25 protein-coding genes are annotated in these 25,879 nt (G+C 37.9%); 22 read left to right on the top strand and 3 right to left on the bottom strand.

Annotation, left to right across the window (positions count from 1 at the left end):
• Positions 1–74 precede the first annotated feature (74 nt).
• The 6 genes from acnA to CIL03_RS03470 all read left to right on the top strand — a co-directional run bounded on the left by acnA (position 75) and on the right by CIL03_RS03470 (position 4,979).
• On the top strand, positions 75–2,786 hold the full coding sequence (acnA, locus tag CIL03_RS03495) for an aconitate hydratase AcnA (protein ID WP_094883817.1): 2,712 nt from the start codon (positions 75–77) through the stop codon (positions 2,784–2,786).
• 175 nt (positions 2,787–2,961) lie between these two features.
• Entirely contained in the window at positions 2,962–3,561 is a 600-nt protein-coding gene (locus CIL03_RS03490; protein ID WP_094883816.1) for a TlpA family protein disulfide reductase, read from the top strand.
• A 50-nt stretch (positions 3,562–3,611) separates the two neighbouring features.
• Positions 3,612–3,773: an FbpB family small basic protein gene (locus tag CIL03_RS03485; RefSeq protein ID WP_420855382.1), complete on the top strand. Its 162-nt coding sequence runs from the start codon at positions 3,612–3,614 to the stop codon at positions 3,771–3,773.
• A 129-nt stretch (positions 3,774–3,902) separates the two neighbouring features.
• Positions 3,903–4,139 (top strand): small acid-soluble spore protein Tlp, encoded by a 237-nt coding sequence (gene tlp / locus CIL03_RS03480; protein ID WP_094883814.1) that lies wholly within the window; start codon positions 3,903–3,905, stop codon positions 4,137–4,139.
• A gap of 115 nt (positions 4,140–4,254) precedes the next feature.
• The gene (locus tag CIL03_RS03475) at positions 4,255–4,695 is read left to right on the top strand and encodes an acyl-CoA thioesterase (RefSeq protein ID WP_094883813.1); all 441 of its coding nucleotides are present in this window, start codon (positions 4,255–4,257) and stop codon (positions 4,693–4,695) included.
• A complete protein-coding gene (locus tag CIL03_RS03470) occupies positions 4,680–4,979 on the top strand; it encodes a hypothetical protein (RefSeq protein WP_094883812.1) in 300 nt (99 codons plus the stop codon). The genes CIL03_RS03475 and CIL03_RS03470 overlap by 16 nt, the downstream gene beginning before the upstream one ends.
• Positions 4,980–5,024: 45 nt before the next feature.
• Here CIL03_RS03470 and yidD read toward each other — a convergent pair whose 3' ends face one another.
• From yidD to plsY, 3 genes are all read right to left on the bottom strand, one after another.
• The gene (gene yidD, locus CIL03_RS03465; RefSeq protein WP_094883811.1) at positions 5,025–5,255 is read right to left on the bottom strand and encodes a membrane protein insertion efficiency factor YidD; all 231 of its coding nucleotides are present in this window, start codon (positions 5,253–5,255) and stop codon (positions 5,025–5,027) included.
• A gap of 6 nt (positions 5,256–5,261) precedes the next feature.
• Positions 5,262–6,200, bottom strand: a complete 939-nt coding sequence (gene folE2 / locus CIL03_RS03460) for a GTP cyclohydrolase FolE2 (protein WP_094883810.1) — start codon at positions 6,198–6,200, stop codon at positions 5,262–5,264.
• Positions 6,201–6,301: 101 nt separating this feature from the next.
• A complete protein-coding gene (gene plsY, locus CIL03_RS03455; protein ID WP_094883809.1) occupies positions 6,302–6,883 on the bottom strand; it encodes a glycerol-3-phosphate 1-O-acyltransferase PlsY in 582 nt (193 codons plus the stop codon).
• Positions 6,884–7,099: 216 nt separating this feature from the next.
• Between plsY and CIL03_RS03450 the strand changes: the two genes are divergently transcribed.
• From CIL03_RS03450 to CIL03_RS03375, 16 genes are all read left to right on the top strand, one after another.
• Positions 7,100–8,167, top strand: a complete 1,068-nt coding sequence (locus CIL03_RS03450; RefSeq protein WP_094883808.1) for an ABC transporter ATP-binding protein — start codon at positions 7,100–7,102, stop codon at positions 8,165–8,167.
• The gene (locus CIL03_RS03445) at positions 8,164–9,690 is read left to right on the top strand and encodes an ABC transporter permease/substrate-binding protein (RefSeq protein ID WP_094883807.1); all 1,527 of its coding nucleotides are present in this window, start codon (positions 8,164–8,166) and stop codon (positions 9,688–9,690) included. Before CIL03_RS03450 ends, CIL03_RS03445 begins: the two co-directional genes overlap by 4 nt.
• 14 nt (positions 9,691–9,704) lie before the next feature.
• On the top strand, positions 9,705–10,121 hold the full coding sequence (locus CIL03_RS03440; protein WP_094883806.1) for a CoA-binding protein: 417 nt from the start codon (positions 9,705–9,707) through the stop codon (positions 10,119–10,121).
• A gap of 435 nt (positions 10,122–10,556) precedes the next feature.
• A complete protein-coding gene (parE, locus tag CIL03_RS03435; RefSeq protein ID WP_094884437.1) occupies positions 10,557–12,509 on the top strand; it encodes a DNA topoisomerase IV subunit B in 1,953 nt (650 codons plus the stop codon).
• Between the two features lie 46 nt (positions 12,510–12,555).
• Positions 12,556–15,006, top strand: a complete 2,451-nt coding sequence (gene parC, locus CIL03_RS03430) for a DNA topoisomerase IV subunit A (RefSeq protein WP_094883805.1) — start codon at positions 12,556–12,558, stop codon at positions 15,004–15,006.
• A 114-nt stretch (positions 15,007–15,120) separates the two neighbouring features.
• Positions 15,121–15,735, top strand: a complete 615-nt coding sequence (locus CIL03_RS03425; RefSeq protein ID WP_094883804.1) for a TetR/AcrR family transcriptional regulator — start codon at positions 15,121–15,123, stop codon at positions 15,733–15,735.
• A 79-nt stretch (positions 15,736–15,814) separates the two neighbouring features.
• Positions 15,815–16,957 (top strand): acyl-CoA dehydrogenase family protein, encoded by a 1,143-nt coding sequence (locus tag CIL03_RS03420; protein ID WP_094883803.1) that lies wholly within the window; start codon positions 15,815–15,817, stop codon positions 16,955–16,957.
• A 24-nt stretch (positions 16,958–16,981) separates the two neighbouring features.
• Positions 16,982–18,613, top strand: coding sequence for an AMP-binding protein (locus CIL03_RS03415; protein ID WP_094883802.1), 1,632 nt, complete (start codon positions 16,982–16,984; stop codon positions 18,611–18,613).
• A gap of 12 nt (positions 18,614–18,625) precedes the next feature.
• Positions 18,626–19,981, top strand: coding sequence for an acetyl-CoA carboxylase biotin carboxylase subunit (locus CIL03_RS03410; RefSeq protein ID WP_094883801.1), 1,356 nt, complete (start codon positions 18,626–18,628; stop codon positions 19,979–19,981).
• Positions 19,982–19,992: 11 nt separating this feature from the next.
• Entirely contained in the window at positions 19,993–20,205 is a 213-nt protein-coding gene (locus CIL03_RS03405) for an acetyl-CoA carboxylase biotin carboxyl carrier protein subunit (protein ID WP_094883800.1), read from the top strand.
• A gap of 23 nt (positions 20,206–20,228) precedes the next feature.
• Positions 20,229–21,008, top strand: coding sequence for an enoyl-CoA hydratase (locus tag CIL03_RS03400; protein ID WP_094883799.1), 780 nt, complete (start codon positions 20,229–20,231; stop codon positions 21,006–21,008).
• Positions 21,009–21,031: 23 nt separating this feature from the next.
• A complete protein-coding gene (locus CIL03_RS03395) occupies positions 21,032–22,561 on the top strand; it encodes an acyl-CoA carboxylase subunit beta (protein ID WP_094883798.1) in 1,530 nt (509 codons plus the stop codon).
• A 362-nt stretch (positions 22,562–22,923) separates the two neighbouring features.
• Positions 22,924–23,388, top strand: a complete 465-nt coding sequence (locus CIL03_RS03390) for a flavin reductase family protein (protein WP_094883797.1) — start codon at positions 22,924–22,926, stop codon at positions 23,386–23,388.
• Between the two features lie 36 nt (positions 23,389–23,424).
• Positions 23,425–23,895, top strand: a complete 471-nt coding sequence (locus tag CIL03_RS03385; protein ID WP_094883796.1) for a CBS domain-containing protein — start codon at positions 23,425–23,427, stop codon at positions 23,893–23,895.
• A 165-nt stretch (positions 23,896–24,060) separates the two neighbouring features.
• Positions 24,061–24,921: an ABC transporter permease subunit gene (locus CIL03_RS03380; protein WP_094883795.1), complete on the top strand. Its 861-nt coding sequence runs from the start codon at positions 24,061–24,063 to the stop codon at positions 24,919–24,921.
• On the top strand, positions 24,914–25,828 hold the full coding sequence (locus CIL03_RS03375) for an ABC transporter permease (RefSeq protein WP_094883794.1): 915 nt from the start codon (positions 24,914–24,916) through the stop codon (positions 25,826–25,828). Before CIL03_RS03380 ends, CIL03_RS03375 begins: the two co-directional genes overlap by 8 nt.
• Positions 25,829–25,879: the final 51 nt, after the last annotated feature.

The raw sequence follows: 25,879 nt of genomic DNA, 5'->3' as shown, positions 1-25,879 counted from the left end.
AAATAGTCGTATCTCCTAAAAAATGACGAATTGGGGATGCGATGAAAAAGCATGATCGAAAGGGGTATTGAAAAATGGGAAACAGCAACACGTTTCATGCTAAAAAGCAATTTGAGCTTAACGGAAAAACGTATAACTATTATCACTTAAAAGCTTTGGAAGAAGCTGGCCTTGGCAAGGTTTCACGTCTGCCATTCTCGATCCGGGTACTGTTGGAATCGCTTGTACGCCAGCATGACGGCCATCAAATTAAGGATGAGCATGTTAAAGGATTGGCGAATTGGGGTGCAAAAGGAGAAGCAGGAACCGATGTACCATTCAAACCATCCAGGGTTATCTTACAGGATTTTACTGGAGTTCCTGCAGTTGTTGACCTTGCTTCACTTCGTAAAGCAATGGTTGATATGGGTGGAGAACCTGACAAAATTAATCCGGAAGTACCGGTTGACCTAGTCATTGACCACTCGGTACAAGTAGACCAGTATGGTACACCAAATGCACTGAAAGCAAATATGGATCTTGAATTTGAAAGAAATGCTGAACGGTATGAATTCTTAAACTGGGCACAAAAGGCATTTGACAATTACCGTGCCGTACCACCGGCAACAGGTATCGTTCACCAGGTAAACCTGGAGTACATTGCTGATGTAGTTCATGGCAAAGAAAATGAAAACGGTGAATATGATGCATTTCCGGATACACTAGTCGGAACAGACTCACATACTACAATGATCAATGGACTTGGTGTTCTTGGCTGGGGTGTTGGCGGTATTGAGGCTGAAGCCGGTATGCTTGGACAGCCATCTTATTTCCCTGCTCCAGAAGTTATCGGGGTTAAATTCACAGGAAGTTTCCCAAATGGGACTACTGCAACGGACCTTGCATTAAAAGTAACGCAAGTCTTACGTGATAAAAATGTTGTTGGGAAGTTTGTTGAATATTTTGGTCCAGGATTGAAAGATATGCCGCTTGCGGATCGTGCAACAATCTCAAACATGGCACCAGAATATGGCGCAACATGCGGTTTCTTCCCGGTAGATGATGAGTCACTTAATTACCTGCGTCTCACTGGCCGCAGTGAAGAACAAATCAGCTTAGTTGAACAGTATTGTAAAACAAATGATCTGTGGTATTCTTCAGATCAGGCGGATCCGGAATATACAGAACTGGTAGAAATCAATTTATCAGAGCTGGAACCAAATCTTTCCGGTCCAAAACGCCCACAAGATTTAATAGCATTGTCTAATATGAAAAAGGAATTTAACAAAGCAATTACTGCACCTGCTGGAAACCAAGGCTTTGGTTTAAATAAATCTGAGTTTGACAAAGAAGTAACTGTTGAACATCCAAATGGGAATACTTCTGTCATGAATACTGGGGCACTTGCAATTGCTGCAATCACTTCATGTACAAATACATCCAACCCTTACGTTATGCTGGGTGCAGGATTACTTGCTAAAAAAGCAGTCGAAAAAGGCTTAACAGTACCAGACTATGTTAAAACATCACTAGCTCCTGGATCAAAGGTTGTTACACGTTACCTGGATGATTCCGGTTTATCAGAGTATCTTGATAAATTAGGATTCAACCTTGTAGGATATGGATGTACAACATGTATCGGTAACTCCGGTCCATTGCGTCCAGAAATTGAAGAAGCAATTGTTAAAAATGACTTGACTGTTTCTTCTGTGCTCTCAGGAAACCGTAACTTTGAAGGGCGTATCCATCCACTTGTAAAAGCTAACTATTTAGCTTCACCACCATTGGTTGTAGCTTATGCTTTAGCAGGAACAGTAGATGTTGATTTAACGAAAGAACCACTTGGCAAAGATAAAGATGGAAATGATATTTACATGAACGATATTTGGCCAACTATGGAAGAAATAAAAGAACAGGTGGAAAAAGTAGTAACACCTGAAATATTCCGTAAAGAATATGAAAACGTATTTGATTCCAACGAAAGATGGAACGAAATAGATACTACGGATGAGCCTTTATTCGAATGGGATAATGAATCAACATATATTCAAAATCCTCCATTCTTTGAAGGGTTATCCAAAGAAGCTGGTACGGTTTCACCACTTAATAACTTGCGAGCAATTGGATTGTTTGGAGATTCAGTGACAACTGACCATATTTCTCCGGCTGGAGCAATCGCAAAAGATATGCCTGCAGGACAATATTTACAGGAAAAAGCTGTATCACCAAGAAACTTTAACTCCTACGGTTCACGCCGTGGTAACCATGAAGTAATGATGCGCGGAACTTTTGCAAATATCCGTATCCGTAATTTACTGGCACCAGGTACAGAAGGCGGCTATACAACTTATTGGCCTACAGATGAAGTAATGCCAATTTATGATGCTGCTATGAAGTATCAGGAAGCTGATACAGGATTAATTGTAATGGGCGGTAAAGATTATGGTATGGGATCATCCCGTGACTGGGCCGCTAAAGGTACGAATCTGCTTGGAATTAAAACTGTAATAGCTGAAAGCTTTGAACGTATTCATCGTTCCAACCTTGTAATGATGGGTGTACTTCCATTACAGTTTGAAAAAGGTCAAAGTGCCGAAAAACTTGGTTTAACAGGAAAAGAAACATTCAATGTTGAAATTGATGAAAATGTTAAACCACATAATTTGGTGAAAATTACTGCTACCGATGAAGCGGGTAAAACAACTGAATTTAATGCTGTAGCTCGTTTTGACAGTGATGTTGAAATTGATTATTACCGTCATGGCGGTATCCTGCAAATGGTATTGCGCAATAAATTGGAAGTATAAAATAAACTTAACAAATCAACCCCTGCATATTATTGCAGGGGTTGATTTATTCTATTATTGACTTTTTTTCGAACAATATCGCCATTATCTTTACAAATAAATGAATACAACATACCATTTAAAATAGAATAATAAAATAACAGAGAAGCTGATTTACATACTAAGGAGAATCCATATGTATAAACAAATAATTGGTACCGTTATTATATTAGGTTTAGCTGGTATTGTACTATTTAATTTCGTACAGCAAACGAAGGAAAGCTCTGAACCGAATGGACCAAATGCGTATAACGTAAGTGGTGACGTAAGTACAGAAGGCGGTGCAATTGCACCAGTTGAAAGTGCGGGTCTTGAGCCTGGAGAAATCGCACCAGATTTTGAATTGGAAACATTAGAAGGTGAAACGGTAAAGCTGTCCGATTATAAAGGAAAAAAAGTCATTTTAAACTTTTGGGCTACCTGGTGTCCTCCTTGTCGTGAGGAAATGCCGGAAATGCAGGAGTTTCATGATACTTACGGTGATAACGTTGAAATGCTGGCGGTAAACTTAACAGGATCAGAATCAAATGTAAAAAAGGTCCAGGAGTATATTGATGAATTTAATTATACTTATCCGATTCCACTTGATAAGGAATCAGCTGTTGGAGATGAATATCGAGTAATTTCGGTACCAACAACTTATTTTATCGGAACAGATGGAAAGATACAACAACCCAGAAAAGTTGGTCCAATGACTTATGACTTTATGGAAGAAATGGCAAATTCTCTGGAATAATAGTTATAAATAGTATAAGAAATGGTAAGAATGCTTATTAAAAGGAGTGAATTGCCATTTCTTTAAAGAAAAAGATAACATTTGAAGAGCTTGTTCAGGAAAATCGTCAGCAGATTTTGAAGGATAAGTTATTAATGGAACAAATTGAACAAAATCTGGAGTCAAGAATGCATCAAACTGTTAGAAAACTAGATCAGAAAAAAATTAATTAAAAAATCTCTTCCCTATAATTGCAGGGAAGAGATTTTTTAATGTTTCAATTACTGCGGGAATAATTACCAGTATAGTAAATCAGCCTCCCTGAAAAAATAGGGATAGCTCTAATTGAAAGGAGAATGAAAATGCCAGAACATAATAACAATCCAAAGCCTGATGACCTCAGTGATAATGTAGAAAAACTGCAAAACATGGTTCAGGATACAATCCAGAATATAGAGAAGTCACATGAAACGATGGAATTTTCATCAGGTGAAGGAAAGGAACAAATTGCAGAGAAGAATAAGCGGCGTGAAGAAGCAATTCAAGGCATGCGGGAAGAAATAAAAGATGAATATAGACACCAGAATGATATGGATTAAGGAGAGAAGCCTCAAAATTTGATTTGAGGCTTCTTTTTTAATCATAAGCATTTGCAGATTGATAAAACACATAATATGTTACGATAGAAAATGATATGCAAGAGAGGAGATAGACATGAAACTAGTTGAAACAAAAATCGAGGTAAGATACCAGGAAACAGATCAAATGGGTGTCGTTTACCATGGGAATTATCTGGTATGGTTTGAAATTGGCAGAACCAAATTTATTGAAGCACTGGGGTTTAACTATGCGGCAATGGAAAAAGAAAATATAGTTTCTCCAGTTACTGATGCTCAAATTTCATTTAAAAAGCCCTTCCGATATGGGGAAAAGGCTATGGTTGAAACATGGCTGGAAGACTATAATGGTGTTCGTACCGTTTATGGTTACAATATAAAAGATATGGATGGAAATATTGCAGTCAGTGGCACAACACAGCATGTTATTGTTAAAAAGGATACATTTCGTCCATTATCCCTTCGGAAAGCATTTCCAGATTGGCATAAAGCATATACGGAATCGCTTAAAGGAGAATCAGAATGGCTTTTGGATTAAAAAGGGAAGAGTTAAAAACGTGGAAGAATAATGTCGAAAACGGTAATATCGCTTTTTTAACCCATTACTGGCTGGATGATCGGTTTCCGGGCTGTTATACAGTAACTAAAGTGGGCTGCAGTGATTTGGATAAGCTGAAACAGTGGGGAATGAAATACAATCTTCAGGAAAATTGGATCCACCTGGATGATAAACATCCACATTTTGATTTATTTGGAGAGAGGCAAAAAAGTATTCTGCAAAATGAAGAGCAATGGAGTCAGATAAAGCGATTTAAATTATAAAAAAAAGGCGAACCAATCGCCTTTTTTTAGATTGCCGAGAGCACGTTACAGATGCTTTTCTTTTTTCTCTGGGACTAAATCCACTCCACCCGGATGAAATGGGTGACATTTGCTGATTCTTTTAATTGTCAGGTATGCTCCTTTTATTGCACCAAACCGTCTAAATGCTTCCATGCCGTATTCAGAACATGTAGGGTGAAAACGGCATGTTGGGGGTTTAAATGGGCTAATCGCAGAACGGTAAAATTTAATCAATCCAATAAAAATATATTTCATTATGGATTATCCCCTCGTGCCCTCAAGTTTCTTGTCATAGGTGACTGAAGCAATTGCATCATGCAGGTGAATTGACTCCTCATTTCTGCAGCTTACTTTAAATTTTGTAACAAAAGACATTTCGTATAAATCTGCTGCAACCAGCCGAACGATATCTTCAACAAAACGGGGGTTTTCGTAAGCCTGTTCTGTTACATACTTTTCATCCGGGCGTTTTAAGACCGGGTGAAGTCTAGCACTTGCATTACTTTCAGCAGCTTCTAAAAGCATTTCTTTCCAGTCCAAGTTTATATCATTAAAATCTTCGGCTAAAGAGACTTCCATGGTCACTTCACCTCGCTGATTATGCGCACTGTATTCGCTTATTTCCTTTGAACAAGGACATAACGTGGTAATTAGAGCTGAAAGTGATGCCTGAATGGAATAACCTTTATCGATATCATAAGAAACGGTAATCGTACAATTCGCATGATTCATGCCGGTTAATCCTGAATCCGGACCTTTTCTTTCAAAAAACCATGGAAATGTGACAGTGATTGCTGCATCTTTTTGTTCCAATCGCTCGGCCAGTTCTTTTGTGAATTTTTTTAAGGTCTTCAAATCAACAATAAAACCTTTTTTATGATAATGACTTAATTGTTCTGTAAAGCGACTCATATTTGTTCCTTTACTTGTACTGTTTAAACTTGATGAAAAGTGAAATGTCCCAATGCTTGTCTGAGTACTCGGAGTTAAGCTGCTGTATACTGTAATTGGATGCTTAACATTTGATATCCCAACCGCATCAAGATCAAAAAGAAAGTCCCTTTTTATATTTTGCAAATCTGCCATTTTCTCTTTAATGACAGGTTTTGTTTTTTTAATTGGTTGTACAGATCCGAATAATTTATGACGTTGTTCCTTATTCGGAAGCTGTTTTAATGGGAATGTTTTTGTTTGTTCCATCTCATTTTCCCCTTTCTGCATTTTGCTATAATTAGTATACTTAACACATTATTATTATTCAATCTATTGGGCTTCAGACGGGAAACCAGATTTGATAAAGCTTACATCCATTTTATTTTAGGTTCTGTTTTGTTCTTAATCCGTTTAATATTTTCCTTATGCCGGTAAAAAACAAATGCAGCTAACAGTGCAGTGACAATTATCAGTCCAATATCCTGCATGACAATGGAAGCTATTACGGCAACTGTTCCTGTGATCATGGAAGACAATGAGACATATTTCGTCAAATAAAGCGTTGTAAGGAATGAACCGAAAATAATAATAAATAATAATGGACTCATGCCTAAAAGAATTCCGCCAGAGGTAGCAACTGCTTTTCCGCCTTTAAACCTGGCGAAAACAGGGTAAGTGTGGCCTATTACCGCAAAAAGACCAATTACTAGCCGATAGACATCAGCATCAAATAATAAAGGTACCAATGTAGCGGCAGTACCTTTTAAAATATCGGATAATGTTACGATTATACCTGCCTTTACACCAAGAACACGAAATGTGTTTGTTGCCCCTAAATTACCACTCCCATGTTCGCGTACGTCTATTTTATAACCGATCTTCCCTACAATCAGGGCAGAGGGGATTGAACCTAATAGATATGCAATAATAGCAAATAATATATATTCCATGCATCTTCCTACTTTCATCGGTTTTAAAGTGCTATGTTGTTTATTTTAGCATGAACTTATAAAGGAAAGAACCTTAATCTGGTCTAATATTCATAAAAAGTATCCGAAAGACATATATTTATGGTTTTTCCTACTGATTTTAGGGGTATATAAATCGTATATGGATCTCTAATAATAGAGGTAGTTGAAGAGAAAAAAATAAGAAGGAAGAGATACATGATAGAATTTAAAAATGTGAAAAAAGTATATGCCGATGGTACAGAGGCAATTAAGGATTTTTCCCTTTCGGTGAATAAGGGTGAAATTGTAACGTTGATTGGTCCAAGCGGCTGTGGTAAAACAACTTCGATGAAAATGGTCAACCGATTAATTGAACCTACAGCTGGTGAAATATACATAAATGATAAAAATATCAACGATTATAATATTCATGAATTACGATGGAATATTGGCTATGTGCTGCAGGAAATAGCATTATTTCCGCATCTGACTATTGAGGAGAATATTTCGATTGTCCCAGAGATGAAAAAATGGAAAAAAAAGAAGATTCGTGAACGGGGAAAAGAGCTTTTGGAAATGGTTGGTCTTGATCCTTCAACATACAAAAACAGGATGCCCAGCGAGTTATCCGGGGGTCAGCAGCAGCGGATAGGTGTTATTCGCGCACTTGCAGCTGATCCGGATATTATTCTGATGGACGAGCCTTTCAGTGCGCTCGATCCAATCAGCAGGGAGCAGCTGCAAACGGATATCCGCAAATTACAAAAGGAAATTAAAAAAACAATTCTTTTTGTGACACATGATATGGATGAAGCGATGGCATTGGGTGATAGAGTTTGTTTAATGAAAGATGGAGAGATTATTCAGGTCGACACACCACAGAATCTGATACTGCAGCCGAAAACACAGTTTGTGAAAGATTTTATTGGTGAAAGAAAATCACCTTGGCAGACTGCCGTCGATGTTATAGCAGACCAATCACAAATTCATGTTATTTCTAAATCAGCCTTTGAGAAAGGTGATATTTCAAAAGAAGGCATGTTTATTATGACTGATGAAAATAATATGTTCTGCGGTGGGGTGTATAACGGAAAATCAATCGAATTAACTGAACTTCCCAACGATATGCCGCTTTATAAAGCAACTGATATTATACAAACAACGGAACAAGAACTCTTTCCGGTCGTAAAGGCTGGGATTTTAAAGGGTGTCATCAGCAATAAAGATATTGTTGCATTTCTAAAAAGCAAGACGAAAATGGAAAACGGGGTGATTCAATCATGAGTGAATTTATTTCCGTTTTTCAAAACAGACAAGATGTATTGATGGAGACGATTTGGGAGCATTTGCAAATTTCTCTGATATCCTTGATTATTGCAATAATAATTGCAGTACCTTTAGGACTGGTGCTAACCAGGTACACCAAAGTAGCTGAACCAATTATCGCAATAGCAGCTATTACACAGACAATCCCAAGTCTTGCTGTATTAGCATTCTTAATTCCTTTTTTTGGTATTGGAACAAAGCCCGCAATTATCGCACTTACTGCGTATGGTCTATTGCCAATACTGAGAAATTCCTATACGGGAATTAAAGAGGTGAATCCTGCTTTAAAAGAGGCTGCAACAGGCATGGGGATGAATTCATTTAAGCGGCTTACAAAGGTTGAACTGCCACTGGCAATGCCTGTAATTATGGCAGGTATTCGGACATCAATGGTTTTAATTGTTGGTACAACGACGATAGCTGCACTAATCGGGGCTGGAGGACTTGGCGAATTAATTCTTTTAGGGCTTGATCGTGGTGCAGATATAAATTTAATTCTGCTAGGAGCGATTCCTGCTGCACTGCTGGCAATATTACTGGATATGATATTAAGAGGTTTTGAAAAAGTATCAAAAAGATTCGGTTTTCAGTCGTTTATTGCAATGATTATTATTGCTGTACTTGTTGTTGCATCTCCATTTTTAATCAATTCAAATAAACAGGCTGATTTGGTAATTGGAGGGAAGCTCGGTTCAGAGCCTGCCATTTTAATTAATATGTATAAAATTTTAATTGAGGAAGAGACAGATTTGGAAGTAGAATTAGAAGCTGGTCTGGGGAAAACTGCTTTTGTTTTTTCAGCCCTTCAACAAGGTAGTATCGATATATTTCCTGAATTTACAGGAACGGCAATCGTAACACATCTGGAACAAGCTGCAGAAAGCAATGATGCACAGGAAGTATATGAACAGGCCAAACAGGGGATGGATGAACAATATGACATGGCTTTTCTGGAGCCGATGAAATTCAACAATACCTACGCTGTTGCATTGACTAAGGAATTGGCAGATCAGCATAATCTTGAGGAAATCGGGGATTTGAAAAAGATAGAGAATGATATTACTGCAGGCTTTACTCTGGAGTTTAAAGATAGGTATGATGGATATGTGGGAATGCAAGAGGTTTATAATGTAGATATTGCAGATATCAAAACAATGGAGCCTGGAATAAGGCAGGAAGCACTGTCAAATGGTGAAGTAGATATTATTGATGCTTATGCAACCGACAGTTATATGATAGAATTAGATTTAGTAACATTAAAAGATCCAGAAAATCTGTTCCCGCCATACCAGGGAGCACCGCTGATGAGAAACGATACACTGGAGAAATATCCAGAGCTTGAGAAAATTTTAAATCAGCTTGGAGGAAAAATCACGGATGAGCAGATGCGTGAGATGAATTATAAGGTGGATTATGAAGACAGATCACCAAATAGTGTTGCAAAAGAGTTTTTACAAAATGAAGGTTTGCTTGATAATTAAGGAGGCTATTCGAAATGACATGGGAAAACCCATCAAATGAGAAGCTTAAAGAAGTACTGGAAACCTCGAAAACGATTGCTGTTGTTGGACTTTCTGCTAATCCTGAACGAACATCCTATCAAATAGCAAAGATAATGCAGGCTAATGGCTATAAAATAATTCCCGTGAATCCAACAATTGATGAAGTCTTAGGGGAAAAAGCCTATGCCGCACTAGCGGATGTTCCTGAAAAATTTGATATAATTAATGTTTTCAGACGACCGGAATTTTTACCGGAAATCGCAAAAGAAGCTGCACAAACAGATTGCCGAATTTTTTGGGCGCAGCAGGGCATTGTAAATCAGGAAGCTTATGACTATTTAAAAGAACGTGATTTCACTGTTATAATGGATCTATGTATTAAGGTTGTACATGCTGTATTAGTGAAATAATTATCTTTGAAGCAAAAGCGTAAGCGCCCGTTCAGCGACGTACGGACTGGACTGAGCCGTAGGAGATAAAGGAAACACGGTGACCGTAGGGAGCCGATGTTGACTTATCGTACGGAGGTGAGGGAAGTCTCGCTAGTCGCTGGGCGCTGGAGCTGGACGTGGCTGTTTATGTCAAAAAACTAATTGCAGCAAAAATTTATACTTTCATTACTCTTGATAAAGGGTGACACTGTGTTGTCATCCTTTTCTGTGTCCCATCTAACCTAGTCTTTATCCAGGCTATACAATAAGATTGTAATTATATATACTTAGATAGCATGTGTTAAGATAGTTTTCCAGGATAGTTTGGATTGCAATAATCAAACGTTCGTTCTAATATAATATTAATGAGAAATTTAGAAGGCTGTTATGTAAGTGAAAGGAGAAGATGTTGTTTTGGCAAATCAAACAACACAGTATACAGATGATTCCATCCAAGTATTAGAGGGCCTTGAAGCAGTAAGAAAAAGACCCGGTATGTATATAGGCAGTACAGATCTGCGCGGACTGCATCATTTGGTATTTGAGATTGTTGATAATGCAGTGGATGAAGCACTGGCGGGATATGGTAATGTTATTAAAGTAATCATACATAAAGATAACAGTATTTCGGTAGAAGACAGCGGCAGAGGAATACCTACCGGGATGCACAGTTCCGGGAAATCGACAATAGAAGTAATTTTCACCGTGCTCCATGCCGGAGGAAAATTTGGACAGGGTGGCTATAAAACCAGTGGCGGCTTGCACGGGGTAGGGGCATCCGTAGTAAACGCATTATCTGAGTGGATGGACGTTACCATCTATCGGGATGGTCAGACCTATATTCAAAGGTTTGCAGACGGAGGCAAACCAGTGGGAACGCTTGAATTGAAAGGAGCAACCAAAAAGAAAGGAACGGTTATTCACTTTAAACCCGACCCGGCTATTTTTTCATCAATTGTATATAACTTTGAAATATTGTCCGAGCGGCTTAGAGAATCTGCATTTTTATTAAAAGGATTAAAGATTCAACTGGATGATAAACGTACAGTTGAAAAAGAAGTGTATGAATATCCCGATGGACTTGAGTCATTTGTAAATTATTTAAATGAAGAAAAAGATGGCTTGCATCCGGTTGTTTCGTTTGAGGGCGAACAGCAGCAAATTGAAGTGGATTTTGCTTTCCAATTTAACGATGGTTTTTCTGAAAGCATGCTGTCCTTTGTAAACCATGTTCGTACAAGGGATGGTGGAACACATGAGTCAGGAGCTAGGACCGCAATAACAAGAACATTTAATGAATATGCAAGAAGAATCGCGCTGCTGAAAGAAAAGGATAAAAACCTTGAAGGTACGGATATTCGAGAAGGCCTTACAGCAATTATCTCTGTCCGTATTCCTGAGGAAATGCTGCAATTCGAAGGTCAGACGAAAGGTAAGCTTGGAACATCCGAAGCACGTTCAGCAGTGGATGCAGTTATTTCTGAAAAGCTATCTTATTTTCTGGAGGAAAATCCTGATATCTCAGGTTTACTAATAAAAAAAGCAGTGAAAGCAAAGGAAGCGCGTGAAGCTGCAAGAAAAGCACGTGAGGAAGCAAGAACTGGAAAGAAAAAGCGAAGAAAAGATACGATGCTCAGCGGGAAATTAACACCCGCACAATCGAGAAACCCAAAAAGAAACGAGTTATATCTGGTTGAAGGTGATTCAGCCGGTGGTTCCGCCAAGCAGGGAAGGGACCGTAAATTCCAGGCTGTACTTCCTTTAAGAGGAAAGGTAATCAATACTGAAAAGGCCAAGATACAGGATATTTTTAAAAACGAGGAAATTTCTACAATAATTCATACGATTGGCGCGGGTGTCGGAGGCGATTTCGACCTGGAGGATATAAATTACGATAAAATAATTATTATGACAGATGCGGATACAGATGGTGCTCATATTCAGGTGTTACTGCTAACATTTTTCTATCGTTATATGCGCTCACTGGTTGAAGCAGGAAAGATATTTATTGCATTGCCGCCGCTATTTAAAATTTCCAAAGGTAAAGGAAAGAATGAAAAGATTGTGTATGCCTGGGAAGAAGAAGAAATGAAAAAAGCGGTGAAGGAATTTAAAAATGGCTACACCATCCAGCGTTACAAAGGTCTTGGTGAAATGAATGCCGATCAATTATGGGAAACTACCATGAACCCTGAGACACGCACATTGATTCGTGTAACAATCGAGGATCTTGCAAGAGCTGAACGAAGAGTAACAACACTTATGGGTGATAAGGTAGAACCGAGAAGGAAATGGATTGAAGGCAATGTCAGATTCAGTATGGAAGAGGATGACAATATTCTCGATAACGAAAATATTCATACTTAATGTTAAGAGAAAAAATAAAGAATTTTTATACTAAGGGGGGGTTGGTTTGTCACAGCCAGAAGCCTATTTAGATCTTCCATTAGAGGAAGTAATGGGAGACAGATTTGGAAGGTACAGTAAATATATAATACAGGATAGAGCATTGCCAGATGCAAGAGATGGGTTAAAGCCCGTTCAGAGAAGAATATTATATGCAATGTATCGAGAGAAAAATACACATGATAAAATGTTCCGTAAATCTGCAAAAACAGTAGGTAACGTTATAGGTAATTATCATCCACATGGTGATTCATCAGTGTATGAAGCAATGGTTCGTTTAAGCCAGGAGTGGAAAATGCGCAACGTGCTGATAGAAATGCATGGAAACAACGGGAGTATTGATGGCGATCCTGCTGCGGCCATGAGGTATACTGAGGCTCGCCTCTCCAGTATTTCTTCGGAGCTGCTGTACGACATTGATAAGGAAACTGTTGATTTTATACCTAATTTTGATGAATCAGACGTGGAGCCTGTAGTTCTCCCTGCAAAGTATCCAAATCTTTTAGTAAATGGTTCTACTGGTATTTCAGCAGGCTATGCTACAGATATTCCACCACATAACCTGGCCGAAGTTATAGATGCTGTTATTATGAAAATTGATAAGCCAGAGGTTACGGTGGACGAGCTTCTGACAGTCATAAAAGGACCTGATTTCCCTACTGGTGGAATTATTCAGGGGATTGACGGGATAAGTAAGGCATATGAAACAGGAAAAGGAAAAGTAATTGTCCGAGGCCGGGCAAAAATAGAAGAAATTCGCGGTAACCGAGAACAGATTGTAATTGATGAAATTCCTTATGAAGTGAATAAAGCTAATATGGTCAAGAAGATGGATGAACTCCGGATTGACCGTAAAGTGGAAGGCATTGCTGAAGTTCGTGATGAAACAGACCGTACCGGACTTAGGGTGGTAGTTGAACTTAAAAAAGAGGTAAATAGTGAAGGTGTGCTGAATTATTTATACAAAAATACGGATTTACAGGTTACCTATAATTTCAATATGGTTGCCATCCAAGATAAAACACCGAAATTATTATCTCTGCCACAGATGCTTGATGCCTACATTTCACACCAAAAAGAAGTTGTTACAAGAAGGACAATTTTTGATTTAAAGAAAGCAAAAGATAGGGCGCATATTGTTGAGGGGCTGATAAAAGCTATCTCGATATTGGATGAATTGATTGCTACAATTCGTGCTTCAAAAGACAAACAGGATGCAAAAAAACAGATCATTGCCAAATATGATTTCTCAGAAGCGCAGGCGGAAGCAATTGTAATGCTGCAGCTGTACAGATTGACGAATACAGATGTTACTACTCTTGAAGAGGAGTCTAAAGAATTATTAAAAAGAATTTCTGAACTTGAGGCAATTTTGGCAAGTGAAAAGAAACTTTTTCAGACGATTAAAAAAGAGCTTAAGAAAATCAGGAAAGACTTTGCGGACAAGCGAAGAACTTTAATTGAAGATAAGATAGAAGAACTCACAATTGATATTGAAGTAACTGTAGCCAGCGAGGATGTGCTTGTTTCCGTCACTAGAGATGGTTACGTCAAGAGAACAAGTCTGCGTTCCTATGGTGCATCCAATGGTGAGGGATTTGCCATTAAAGATGAAGATCATCTAGCCGGTTTAGTGGAATTAAATACAACCGATAAACTTCTGCTGTTTACAAATAAAGGAAAGTATTTACATTTTCCTGTACATGAATTGCCGGATATCCGCTGGAAGGATATTGGACAGCATATATCCAATTTTGTTTCAATCGATAAGGATGAAAGAATCATACAATGTATTCCAGTACGAGATTTTGAGGAAAATAACTATCTGGTATTCTTTACAAAGAATGGCATGGTAAAACGAAGCGAATTAAAGCTGTATAATGCACAAAGATATTCCAAAGCTCTGATTGCTTTGAATCTGAAAAAAGATGATGAGGTTGTAAATGTTTATCAGACAAATGGTCACTGTGATGTATTTGTTGCATCCAATAAAGGCTATGGTCTGTGGTATCATGAATCTGAAGTTTCTATTGTTGGCCAGCGTGCTGCCGGTGTGAAGGCGATACAGCTTAAAGAAGGAGAACATGTTGTCAATGGTCAGATTTTCGATGACTTGACAGAACCTTCCATTGTAGTTCTTACACAACGCGGTGCATGTAAACGAATGAAATTAAAAGAGTTTGAAAAAACAACTCGTGCAAAACGTGGGTTAATCATGCTGCGGGAATTGAAGAGCAAACCACACAGAATTAGAGGGTTTTTTGTAATCAATGAAAATGATACATTATGTTTTCAAACAGCAAATGGAAAACAGCACAGTATTTTTCCGCTTGAATTGTCTTTAAGTGATCGTTACAGTAATGGATCATTCGTAATTGATACAGATAATCAAGGTGAAGTTACGGAAGCCTGGAAAGAAGCAAGTTATCAGAAACCGTTTGATAACAATGAAGGCTGATTGAATGGGGCTGTCTCAATCAAGGGACAGCCTCTCCTTTGAAATATTTATGAAAGCGCTTTATATTTTCAAATAAGTATGATAAGGTTATATTAAATTTGTAAAGGAGGGGTTATAACGGATCTACGTCAAAAAATAATCCAGTCTTCTTTGCTATTGTTTGAAGAATATGGATTTCATGGCGTCACAGTTAATCAGATTGTTAAAGATGTTGGCACGTCTAAGGGAGGATTTTATCACCACTTCACCTCCAAAGATGAATTGCTTTTCGTCATACACGATACGTTTATAACATACGTGCTCAAGAAGGCCACCATTGCGACGGAAACATATAAATCTCCCACCGAAAAGCTTCAGACGATCATTAAGGATTTTGTAAAAGTGTTTGACTTATACAAACCGCATATTTCGGTATTTTATCAGGAAAATATCTATTTAAAACCCGATTATGAAATGCTAATTAAAAAAAAGCGGGATCAATTTAAGCGGATTATTAATGAGGCCGTCTATGAAGGCAGAGAACGAGGGGAATTTCGAAGTGATCTTCCAGTGGAAATAACGACAATGGCTATTTTAGGCATGGTTAACTGGACATACAAATGGTATCAGCAATCAGGCTCAAAAACGATTGAGGAAATTGGAGATATTTTTGTGGATTTAATTTTGCGTGCAGTTTTAAAAACAGAGACAATCGCAAGTAGTAATTATGAGAAGATTTTACTAAAGTAATTTTACCCGAAAAAATGTAGTTTGTTTGATCACTACAGACCAACCAGTCGGTCTTATGTTAAATTACAGGAGGAATAACATGAATTTTGAACTATCCAAAGAACAGCAAATGATTAAAAAGATGGTTAAAGAATTTGCCGATGAAGTAATACAGCCCCGGGCTATCGAAATTGATACAGAAGCAAAATTCCCTGTTGATATTTTTAAACAGATGGGTGAGCTTGGATTATTGGGTATTCCATTTCCTGAGGAATATGGAGGTTCCGGTGGCGACACAATATCGTATGCATTAGCAGTCGAAGAAATTGGCCGTGTCTGCGGAAGTACGGGCTTAAGCTATGCTGCTGCAGTATCACTTGGAGCAAGTCCGATTTATTATTTCGGAACGGAAGAACAAAAGCAAAAATACTTAACTCCATTGGCAGAAGGAAAAGCATTGGGATCGTTTGGGTTAACAGAACCAAATGCCGGTTCAGATGCAGGTGGAACAAAGACAACAGCTGTAATTGATGGTGATGACTATGTCATTAATGGTGAGAAATGTTTTATCACGAATGCAAGCTTTGCTAAAACAGTGATTGTCACTGCTGTTACCGGTAAAAATGATAAAGGAAAAAATATTATCTCTGCCATCATTGTTCCTACCGATACGGAAGGTGTAAAAATAACCAGCAATTATGACAAAATGGGGGTCCGGGGTTCGGATACTGCCGAAATATTTTTAGAAAATGTTCGAGTACCGAGAGAAAACCTGCTGGGAAGCGAAGAAAAAGGGTTTAAACAATTTCTTTACACCTTGGACGGTGGACGAATTTCCATTGCGGCTTTAGGGCTGGGTATTGCTCAGGGCTCACTGAACAAAGCATTAAGCTATGCAAAAGAAAGAACCCAATTTGGAAAACTAATTTCCAGTTTCCAGGCAATCCAATTTAAACTTGCAGATATGTCTATGGAAATCGAGCTTGCCAGAAACATAATACATAAGGCAGCATGGCTGAAGGATAATGAAAAACCTTTCAGTAAAGAGGCAGCCTATGCCAAGCTGTATGCCACGGAAACAGCTTTTCGGGCTGCAAATCAGGCAATTCAAATTCATGGAGGGTATGGATACATGCGTGAATATGAGGTAGAGCGATATTTGCGTGATGCAAAACTGCTGGAAATAGGGGAAGGCACGTCGGAAATTCAGAGACTTGTAATTGCCAGACAGCTAGGCTGCTAGATTAGTATAGAAAGGAGAGAGTTCATGTCTCTAATTAATTTAACCGTTGGTGAATTGCTGGAAAAACAGGTGAATTTATATCCCGATCATGAAGCAGTTATCTATCCGGAATTAAATTTACGTAAAACATATAAGGAATTTGACGATATGGTGAACCAGGCTGCAAAAGGGTTTATATCTTTAGGTATAAAAAAGGGTGAGAATGTTGCTATATGGGCTGATAATAAACCTGAGTGGCTGACATCTCAGTTTGCAACCGGAAAAATGGGTGCAGTACTTGTGACCGTCAATACGAGTTATCAATCCAATGAATTGGAATTTCTGTTGAAACAGTCGGAAGCTACAACATTAATCATGGCAGAAAGCTATAAAGGTACATCCTATGTGGATATCTTAAGGCAGGTGTGCCCCGAACTGGAACATAGTGAAAAGGGAAATTTGGAATCTGAGATTTTACCTAATTTAAAAAATATAATCGTTATCAGTGATCAGGATTATCCTTATGCTTATACCTGGAATGAAGTAATGGAAAAAGGTAATTGTATCAGTTCAACTGAAATTGCTGAAAGAAAAGAATCACTGCATTATGATGATGTTATAAATATGCAATATACTTCTGGAACTACCGGATTTCCAAAAGGTGTAATGCTCTCACATTATAATATTGTAAATAACGGAAATCAGATTGCTGATTGCATGAAGCTGACATATGAAGACAGATTATGCATACCAGTACCATTTTTCCATTGTTTTGGCTGCGTTCTCGCAGTACTTGCAGCGGTTTCAAAGGGAACAACAATGGTAATTTTAGAACAATTTAATGCTGAAAAGGTTCTGCAGGCAGTTTCAGAAGAGAAGTGTACAGCTCTACATGGAGTTCCGACAATGTTTATTGCCGAGTTAAATCATCCAAGATTTGATGAATTCGATTTGTCCCATCTGAGAACAGGGATCATGGCTGGCTCAACCTGTCCGATGGAAGTAATGACAAATGTCATGAATAAAATGGGAGCAAGAGAAATTACGATTGCCTATGGACAAACAGAGTCATCACCTGTTATCACACAAACGACAACAGATGACCCGATCGAATTAAAAGTTAGCACAGTAGGAAAGCCGCATCCGAATGTGGAAGTAAGGATAGTAGTGCCTGGAACAAATGAGGAACAGGAGCAGGGACTTCCAGGTGAACTGCTGACACGAGGCTATCATGTTATGAAAGGTTATTATAATAACCCAGAAGCAACGAATGAAGCAATCGATTCAGATGGATGGCTTCATACCGGTGATCTTGCTGTGATGTATGAAAATGGCTATCTTGAAATCACTGGTAGAATGAAAGATATGATTATCCGAGGTGGGGAAAACATTTACCCGAGAGAAATTGAGGAATTTTTATACAAGCATCCAGATGTGCTGGATGTTCAAGTAATTGGCATACCAGACGAAAAATACGGGGAACAAGTGATGGCCTGGATTATTTTAAAAGAAAATAAGCAAACAACCATCGAAGATATTAAAGACTTTTGTGAAGGAAATATTTCAAGATATAAAATTCCCAAGTACATTGAATTTATCGATGAATATCCAATGACAGCAAGTGGTAAAATTCAGAAATTCAAATTAAAGGAACTAGCAGTGAAGCAACTTCAATAAAGGGGAGAGTTTATGATTAAAAAAATACTTATTGCAAATCGCGGAGAAATTGCCTCCCGGATTATTAGAAGCTGTAAAAAGCTTGGTATCCAAACAGTTGCAATCTATTCAGAAGCGGATCAGAAAGCTCCTTATGTATCAATGGCAGACGAGAGTTATCTTATTGGGCCGCCGAGGGTAAATGAGAGCTATTTAAAAACAGAAAAAATAATCACTGCTGCCAAGGAAGCCAAAGCCGATGCGATTCACCCAGGATATGGTTTTTTAAGTGAAAGTGACCAATTTGCAGAAAAATGCCGATCAGAAGGCTTCATATTTATCGGGCCAACAGCAGAAGTAATGAGAAAAATGGGCAGTAAAATAGAAGCAAGAAAAGCAATGCAGGAAGCTGGTGTACCAGTTGTGCCAGGTACTGAAGGGGCAGTTGCAACAATTGAGGAAGCAATTGAGGGTGCTGAATCGATTGGCTATCCAATCATGCTGAAGGCCTCTGCCGGTGGTGGAGGAATTGGAATGCAGGTAGTCCAGTCAGATGAAGAATTGACGAAAGCTTTTGAAAGCAATTCCAAGCGTGCTTTAACATTTTTCGGAGATGGTTCCATGTTTATGGAAAAGAAAGTGGAGAATGCCAGGCATATTGAAATACAACTATTAGCAGACAACCATGGCAATGCAATTCATCTTTTCGAACGTGAATGCTCGATCCAGCGCCGGAATCAAAAGGTAATTGAAGAAGCACCTTCCAGTTTTATTTCAGATAAAACACGAAACGCAATGGGAGAAGCGGCTGTAAATGCAGCAAGGGCACTTGGCTATACGAATGCTGGCACAATTGAATTTTTAGTCGATAAAGACGAAAACTTTTATTTCCTTGAGATGAACACAAGAATCCAGGTGGAGCATCCAGTAACGGAAGAGATCACTGGACTTGATATTGTCGAAGCTCAAATTCAAATCGCAAATGGTGAACAATTAGGAATAACTCAAGATGAAATGCATATCAATGGCCATGCAATTGAGGTTCGGATATATGCTGAAGATCCTGTTACATTTTTCCCTTCACCAGGGCATATTACAATTTTCGAGGCCCCTGAAGGCGAATTTATTCGTAATGAGACGGCGGTTACGAGTGATTATGATGTTACCCCGTTCTATGATCCAATGATTGGAAAGTTAATCGTGAAGGGCATAAACAGGGAAGCGGCAATTTCTTTATTAAAAAAAGCACTGAAAGATTATAAAATAGAAGGTATCAAGACAAATATTCCAATGCTTCTTTCGATTTTGGAAAATGAACAATTTCAAAATGGAAATACAACTACAGCATTTGTACAGGAATATTACTTACCACAAGTTCAAACAAAATAGGAGGAATTATAATGCAGGAAGTAAAAGCAACGATGGCAGGAAGTGTATGGAAAATAACAGTGAAACCAGGTGAAGTGGTTGAAGAGGACCAGGATATCGTTATTCTGGAATCAATGAAAATGGAGATTCCGATTGGAGCAGAGGATGACGGAACTGTTAAAGAAATAAAAGTGGCTGAAGGAGATTTTGTTAACGAAGGAGACGTTATTGCGATTATTGAATAACTTACTAGATAGAGGAGGAAACTATGACTCTGGTAAAACTTGAAATCATGGATGAGCATATAGCGATTATTTCACTTAACCGGCCGGGAGCAGCCAATGCGATGTCCAATAATTTACTTGTTGAGCTGAATGAGATAATTAAAAAAGTTGATCAGGATTCATCAGTTTATTGTACGATTATAACCGGCAATAGTGAAAAAGCCTTTTGTGCCGGTGCGGATTTAAAGGAAAGAAAAGGAATGTCTGAAAAACAGGTCATTAAAGCAGTACGTTATATAGGTGATACTGTTACCGCAGTCGAAAATATGCGCATGCCGGTAATTGCTGCACTAAATGGCGTGGCGTTTGGCGGCGGACTCGAGCTTGCATTGGCCTGTGATATTCGAATCGCAGCCAAGCATGCGAAGCTGGGTCTGACAGAGACATCACTGGCTATTATTCCTGGGGCTGGAGGCACACAGCGTTTAACTCGTTTAATCGGATTAGGGCAAGCAAAGAGAATGATCTATACTGCAAAACCGGTTCATGCTGAGGATGCCTTCCGAATTGGACTTGTTGAACAGTTGGCAGATTCCAATAACCTGATGGATGAAGTTTTAAAAATGGCAATCATGATTACAGGAAATGGTCCGGTTTCATTACAGCAGGCTAAAACAGCAATCAATAAAGGCATCCAGACTGATATTGCTACAGGACTTGCTATCGAGCATTTATGCTATAAAGAAACGATTCCAACAAGTGACAGACTGGAAGGACTGCAGGCATTTAAAGAAAAAAGAAAGCCCGTTTACACAGGTAAATAGAAGCAGAAGCTGGAGGTAACTTTATGTCATATGTAGAAGACTTACAAAATAGAATTGCAAACATTGAAAAAGGCGGACTTGAAAAATATCATCAAAAAAATAAAGAAAAAGGAAAACTGTTTGTCCGAGAGAGATTGGAACTTCTTTTTGATGAAGGAATGGACATTGAGGACGCATTTTTTGCTAACTGCATGGATGACTCATTGCCATCTGATGGGGTTGTAACAGGCATCGGAAAAATAAATGGACAATCTGTATGTGTGATGGCAAATGATTCAACAGTTAAAGCTGGTTCCTGGGGGAAAAGAACTGTTGAAAAAATCCTTCGTATTCAGGAAACAGCAATGAAACTGGAAATTCCAATTTTATACTTAGTTGATTCAGCAGGTGCAAGAATAACTGACCAAATTGAAATGTTCCCAGGCCGACGTGGTGCCGGAAGAATTTTCCATAACCAGATTAAATTATCCGGTCGTGTTCCGCAGATCTGTCTGCTGTTTGGTCCATCAGCAGCTGGTGGTGCTTATATTCCTGCATTTTGTGATATTGTTATTATGGTTGACGGAAATGCGTCCATGTATTTAGGATCACCAAGAATGGCCGAAAAGGTAATTGGAGAAAAGGTGAGCCTCGAGGAAATGGGTGGGGCTAAAATGCACTGCTCTGTTTCCGGAGTTGGTGATGTTCTGGTTAAATCAGAAGAAGCAGCTATTTCCTATTCACGAAATTATCTAAGCTATTTCCCGGCCAATTTCAGAGAGAATCCGAAAAGCATGGAAGCAAAAGATATACAGTCATTTGAGAAGTCTATCACTGATCTGATTCCCGAAAATCAAAATGCACCATTTAATATGCATGATTTAATTAAACAAATTATTGATGAAGATAGTTTTTGCGAAATCAAGAAGCGGTTTGCTAAAGAATTGATTACAGGTCTTGCAAGAATCGATGGAAAAACAGTTGGAATTATTGCCAACCAGCCAAAAATGAAGGGCGGCGTGCTTTTCCATGATTCAGCAGATAAATCAGCGAAGTTCGTACAATTATGTGACGCATTTAATATCCCATTGCTGTTTTTGGTAGATGTGCCTGGATTTATGATTGGTACTAAGGTTGAACGTGCAGGTATCATCCGCCATGGAGCAAAAATGCTGGCAACCATGAGTGAGGCTACTGTACCAAAGATTTCTGTTATCGTCAGAAAAGCATATGGTGCAGGATTATACGCGATGGCAGGTCCTGCATTTGAACCGGATTGCTGTATTGCATTGCCAAGTGCACAAATTGCGGTAATGGGACCAGAGGCCGCTGTAAATGCGGTATACGCCAATAAAATTGCTGAGCTTCCAGAAGAAGAAAGACCAGCTTTTATAAAAGAAAAGCAGGATGAATACAAAGACAACATAGATATTTATCGTCTGGCATCTGAAATGGTGATCGATGCAGTAATTGAACCTGAAAAATTAAGAGAAGAGTTAACTCGCCGTTTCGCAATATATGAAACAAAAAATCTGAATTTCACTGAAAGAAAACATGGTGTATATCCGGTTTAAAACTATTAGAATAAGCTTTGGTATATCAGTTCAAATACCAAAGCTTTTTTCTTTGATTGCGATTGTACCCTAGACTCATCCCCTCGAAAGGATTTATTATTAATGACACAAAATCTATAAATTGCATACTAACTTTAATTGGTAATTGAGCCACCGCTCTGAAAATACACTACGCTAGTATTATGCTTGTAAAATACAAAAAGTGCTTTACCACTTGATTGAACCAAATTTACATCAACTGCAATGAAAATAAGTTAACAATAATAATATTATGTAAACTAAAATGCATCTTGATTACATTTTTCCTTTATTAATGATATTCTAAAAATCAGAATATGTAAGCAAAAAGAGGGGATATTTAAATGGATAGCCGACTTTTTCGCGATGCGATGGGGAAATTTGCAACCGGGATCACTGTTATTACAACGGAATATAATGAAGATATATCAGGCATGACTGTTAATGCATTCATGTCTGTGTCTTTGGAACCTAAATTAATTGCAATTTCAATTGATGAAAAAGCCAGTATGTACCCAAAGTTGCAGAAAACAGGGAAGTTTGGATTAAGTATTTTAGCTGAAGATCAGAAAGAATTATCGATGATTTTTGCTAAACAGATTAAGAAAAACCGGGAAATTGTTTTTAAAATGCAGGATACAGTACCGGTTATTGAAGATTCCATTGTTACATTATCATGTAATGTGAAGGAAACAGCAGAAGCTGGTGATCATATTATTTTTATAGCTGAAGTAACTGATATTGCTGTAAATGAAGCTGAACCTGTACTGTTTTTTGGCGGTAAATACCGCTCACTTAAATCTTTATGATGTTTTATATGATGACACATTATCTGGGGGACAACCATGAAAATTAAAGATTTTATGATCAAAGATGTTATAAGCGTTTCTAAAGATACAACGCTTAAGGAACTTTTGGAAAAACTGGTGGCAAACAAAGTAGGCGGAGCCCCGGTTTTGGGAGAAGACAGCCAATTGCTGGGAATGATCAGTGATGGTGACGTTATTCGTTATCTTCAGCCAAAAGGCAGAACAGTTTACGATATGTTTACTGTAATCCTTGTAAATGAAAGGGAAAGTCTGGCTTATAAATTAGGTCATTCATTAGATCAGCCTGTTAGTAAAATTATGAAAAGAAAAGGAATCATGAGTGTTGATCCGGATGATAAAATTGAGAAGGCGCTATCCATATTTTCCAGGTATCATTTTAAAAAGCTACCAGTAATTAATAAATCAAATCAGGTCGTTGGTGTTTTAAGCCGGGGAGATGTTATTAAGTTTATTACGAATCAATTAATTAAAAAGACAGACGAATAGTGGTAAATATAAGCCTCTTTGCAAGAGGTTTTTTATTTTGCAACATATCTGAAAGTTTTCACTTACTGAGAACGAACTCATTATATGGATGATTGACGAACATTTAAGTTAGTGGTAATTTTTAATTACTATTTACAGAATTTTTGTGATGAAACTGGTGAATTTATGAGGATTTATTTATCTGTAACAGGTGTAATTGTATTTATTTTCTTATTGGCTGCTTTTCCGCTGGCTTTGGATATTGCTTCTGGTAATCTATCATTTCATTTTGATACAGCTTGGAAATTAGTTAAGGATTATTTTGGAGGAATTATATCAGGTGATTCTTTTTATTATCTTGAGGGTAAAGATAGAAATCAGAGTTTTCTAAAGGATGTGCCGGGCTTTTTTCTAACATCTTTTTTATACTTAATTACTGCTGCAATAATATCAGTTTGCATCGGTGTTTTGATTGCTGTATGGCATAGTAAATCTAAACAGGAGTGGATAAAGGATATCATCGGTTTTTTAGGGATGATTCCTGATTTTATATTGGTTCTCATTCTGCAGCTGGGGGTCGTATTTATTTACGAAGCAACTGGTGAGCGGATAGCCAGAATAGCCACCAGAGGAGTTGGGGAACACGCAATTCTGCTTCCGCTTATTACATTAAGTATTGTGCCCGCTATTTACCTAATCCGCACACTGGGTGAGCGTACATATGATGTTCTTTCTGAAGATTATATTTTAACAGCAAAAGCTAAAGGATTACAGAAATTATACATATTTATTCAACACGTGATACGAAATGTGCTGCCATATTTAAAAGCTGACTTGCATAAAGTGATTGCGATTATGATGAGCAATATATTTATTGTGGAATATTTATTTAATATTAATGGATTGTCTGCATTCCTGTTTAATGTATCCTATCAATTTGATCTCACTGTAAATATATTAATATCTTTAATAGTTCTGTATTTACTCTTATACTGGGGTGTCAGGTTATTTATTGCGTGTTTGGAAAGGATTTTCTCTCATGATTAATTGGAGACTATGGATCGGTATTGTATTGGTATCATTTTTAATATTCATATCCCTGTTTGGTCCCCAGATTGCTCCGTATGATAAAGACTATATGGAGCCATCAGGCTATTATTATAATAGTGAAGATGATTTTGGCATGAAAGCAGCACCATTTCCGCCATCAAAAGATCATCTGTTTGGAACAGATCAATGGGGTTATGATATTTTAACACTGCTGCTTCATGGCGCAAAGTATACAGTGTTTTTCGGGATGTTAACTGCTTTTATCCGTATCTTCATCGGTGGCTTACTCGGGATGATTAACGGGCTTCGCGGCAAACCAAAATCTCATACAGGAGGTTTTGGTTTACTTGGAAGTATACCGGCTTTTTTAATTATTTATTTCGTAATGATTGGAATTACAGTAAACTCATCTTTATCTGTGATAGAGTTAATTATTATCCAATTTATTCTTATGACGTTAATCGGTGTACCCGGCGTATATAGTGCTGTTTACAGTAAAACGTTGGAACTCCGGAAAAATTTATACATCAGCGCTTCCTATTCACTTGGGGCAGGTGTGTTTCGTATCGCTAAGAACCATGTGATGCCTCATTTAAAAGAAACACTGATGGTAATGTTTGTAAAAGAAATTATTCTGGTTCTATCATTGCTTGGCCAGCTTGGTATATTTAATATTTTCCTTGGTGGAACTATATTAAGACTAGGTGGACCTGAGGTTTATATATCTATGACTAGTGACTGGGCGGGACTTATAGGACAGTGGCGTTCATTCATCTACAATTATCAATGGATTTTATTTTACCCGCTGCTGGCATTTATTCTTGTTATATTTGCTTTTTATATGCTTTCTAGAGGTATTGAGTTAAAGAAAAAGTCATCTTTCCAAAAATATCCGCATATTTAAGGATTTAATAATTTTGTAGAAAAGAAGCATTAGATTGCGTATACTAAACAG

Origin of the sequence: Virgibacillus indicus (genome assembly GCF_002266285.1) — a bacterium.
In the GTDB taxonomy this organism is placed as follows: domain Bacteria; phylum Bacillota; class Bacilli; order Bacillales; family Amphibacillaceae; genus Virgibacillus_K; species Virgibacillus_K indicus.
The sequence above is the reverse complement of the archived record's forward strand: the minus strand, read 5'-3'. Positions and strand labels throughout refer to the sequence as shown.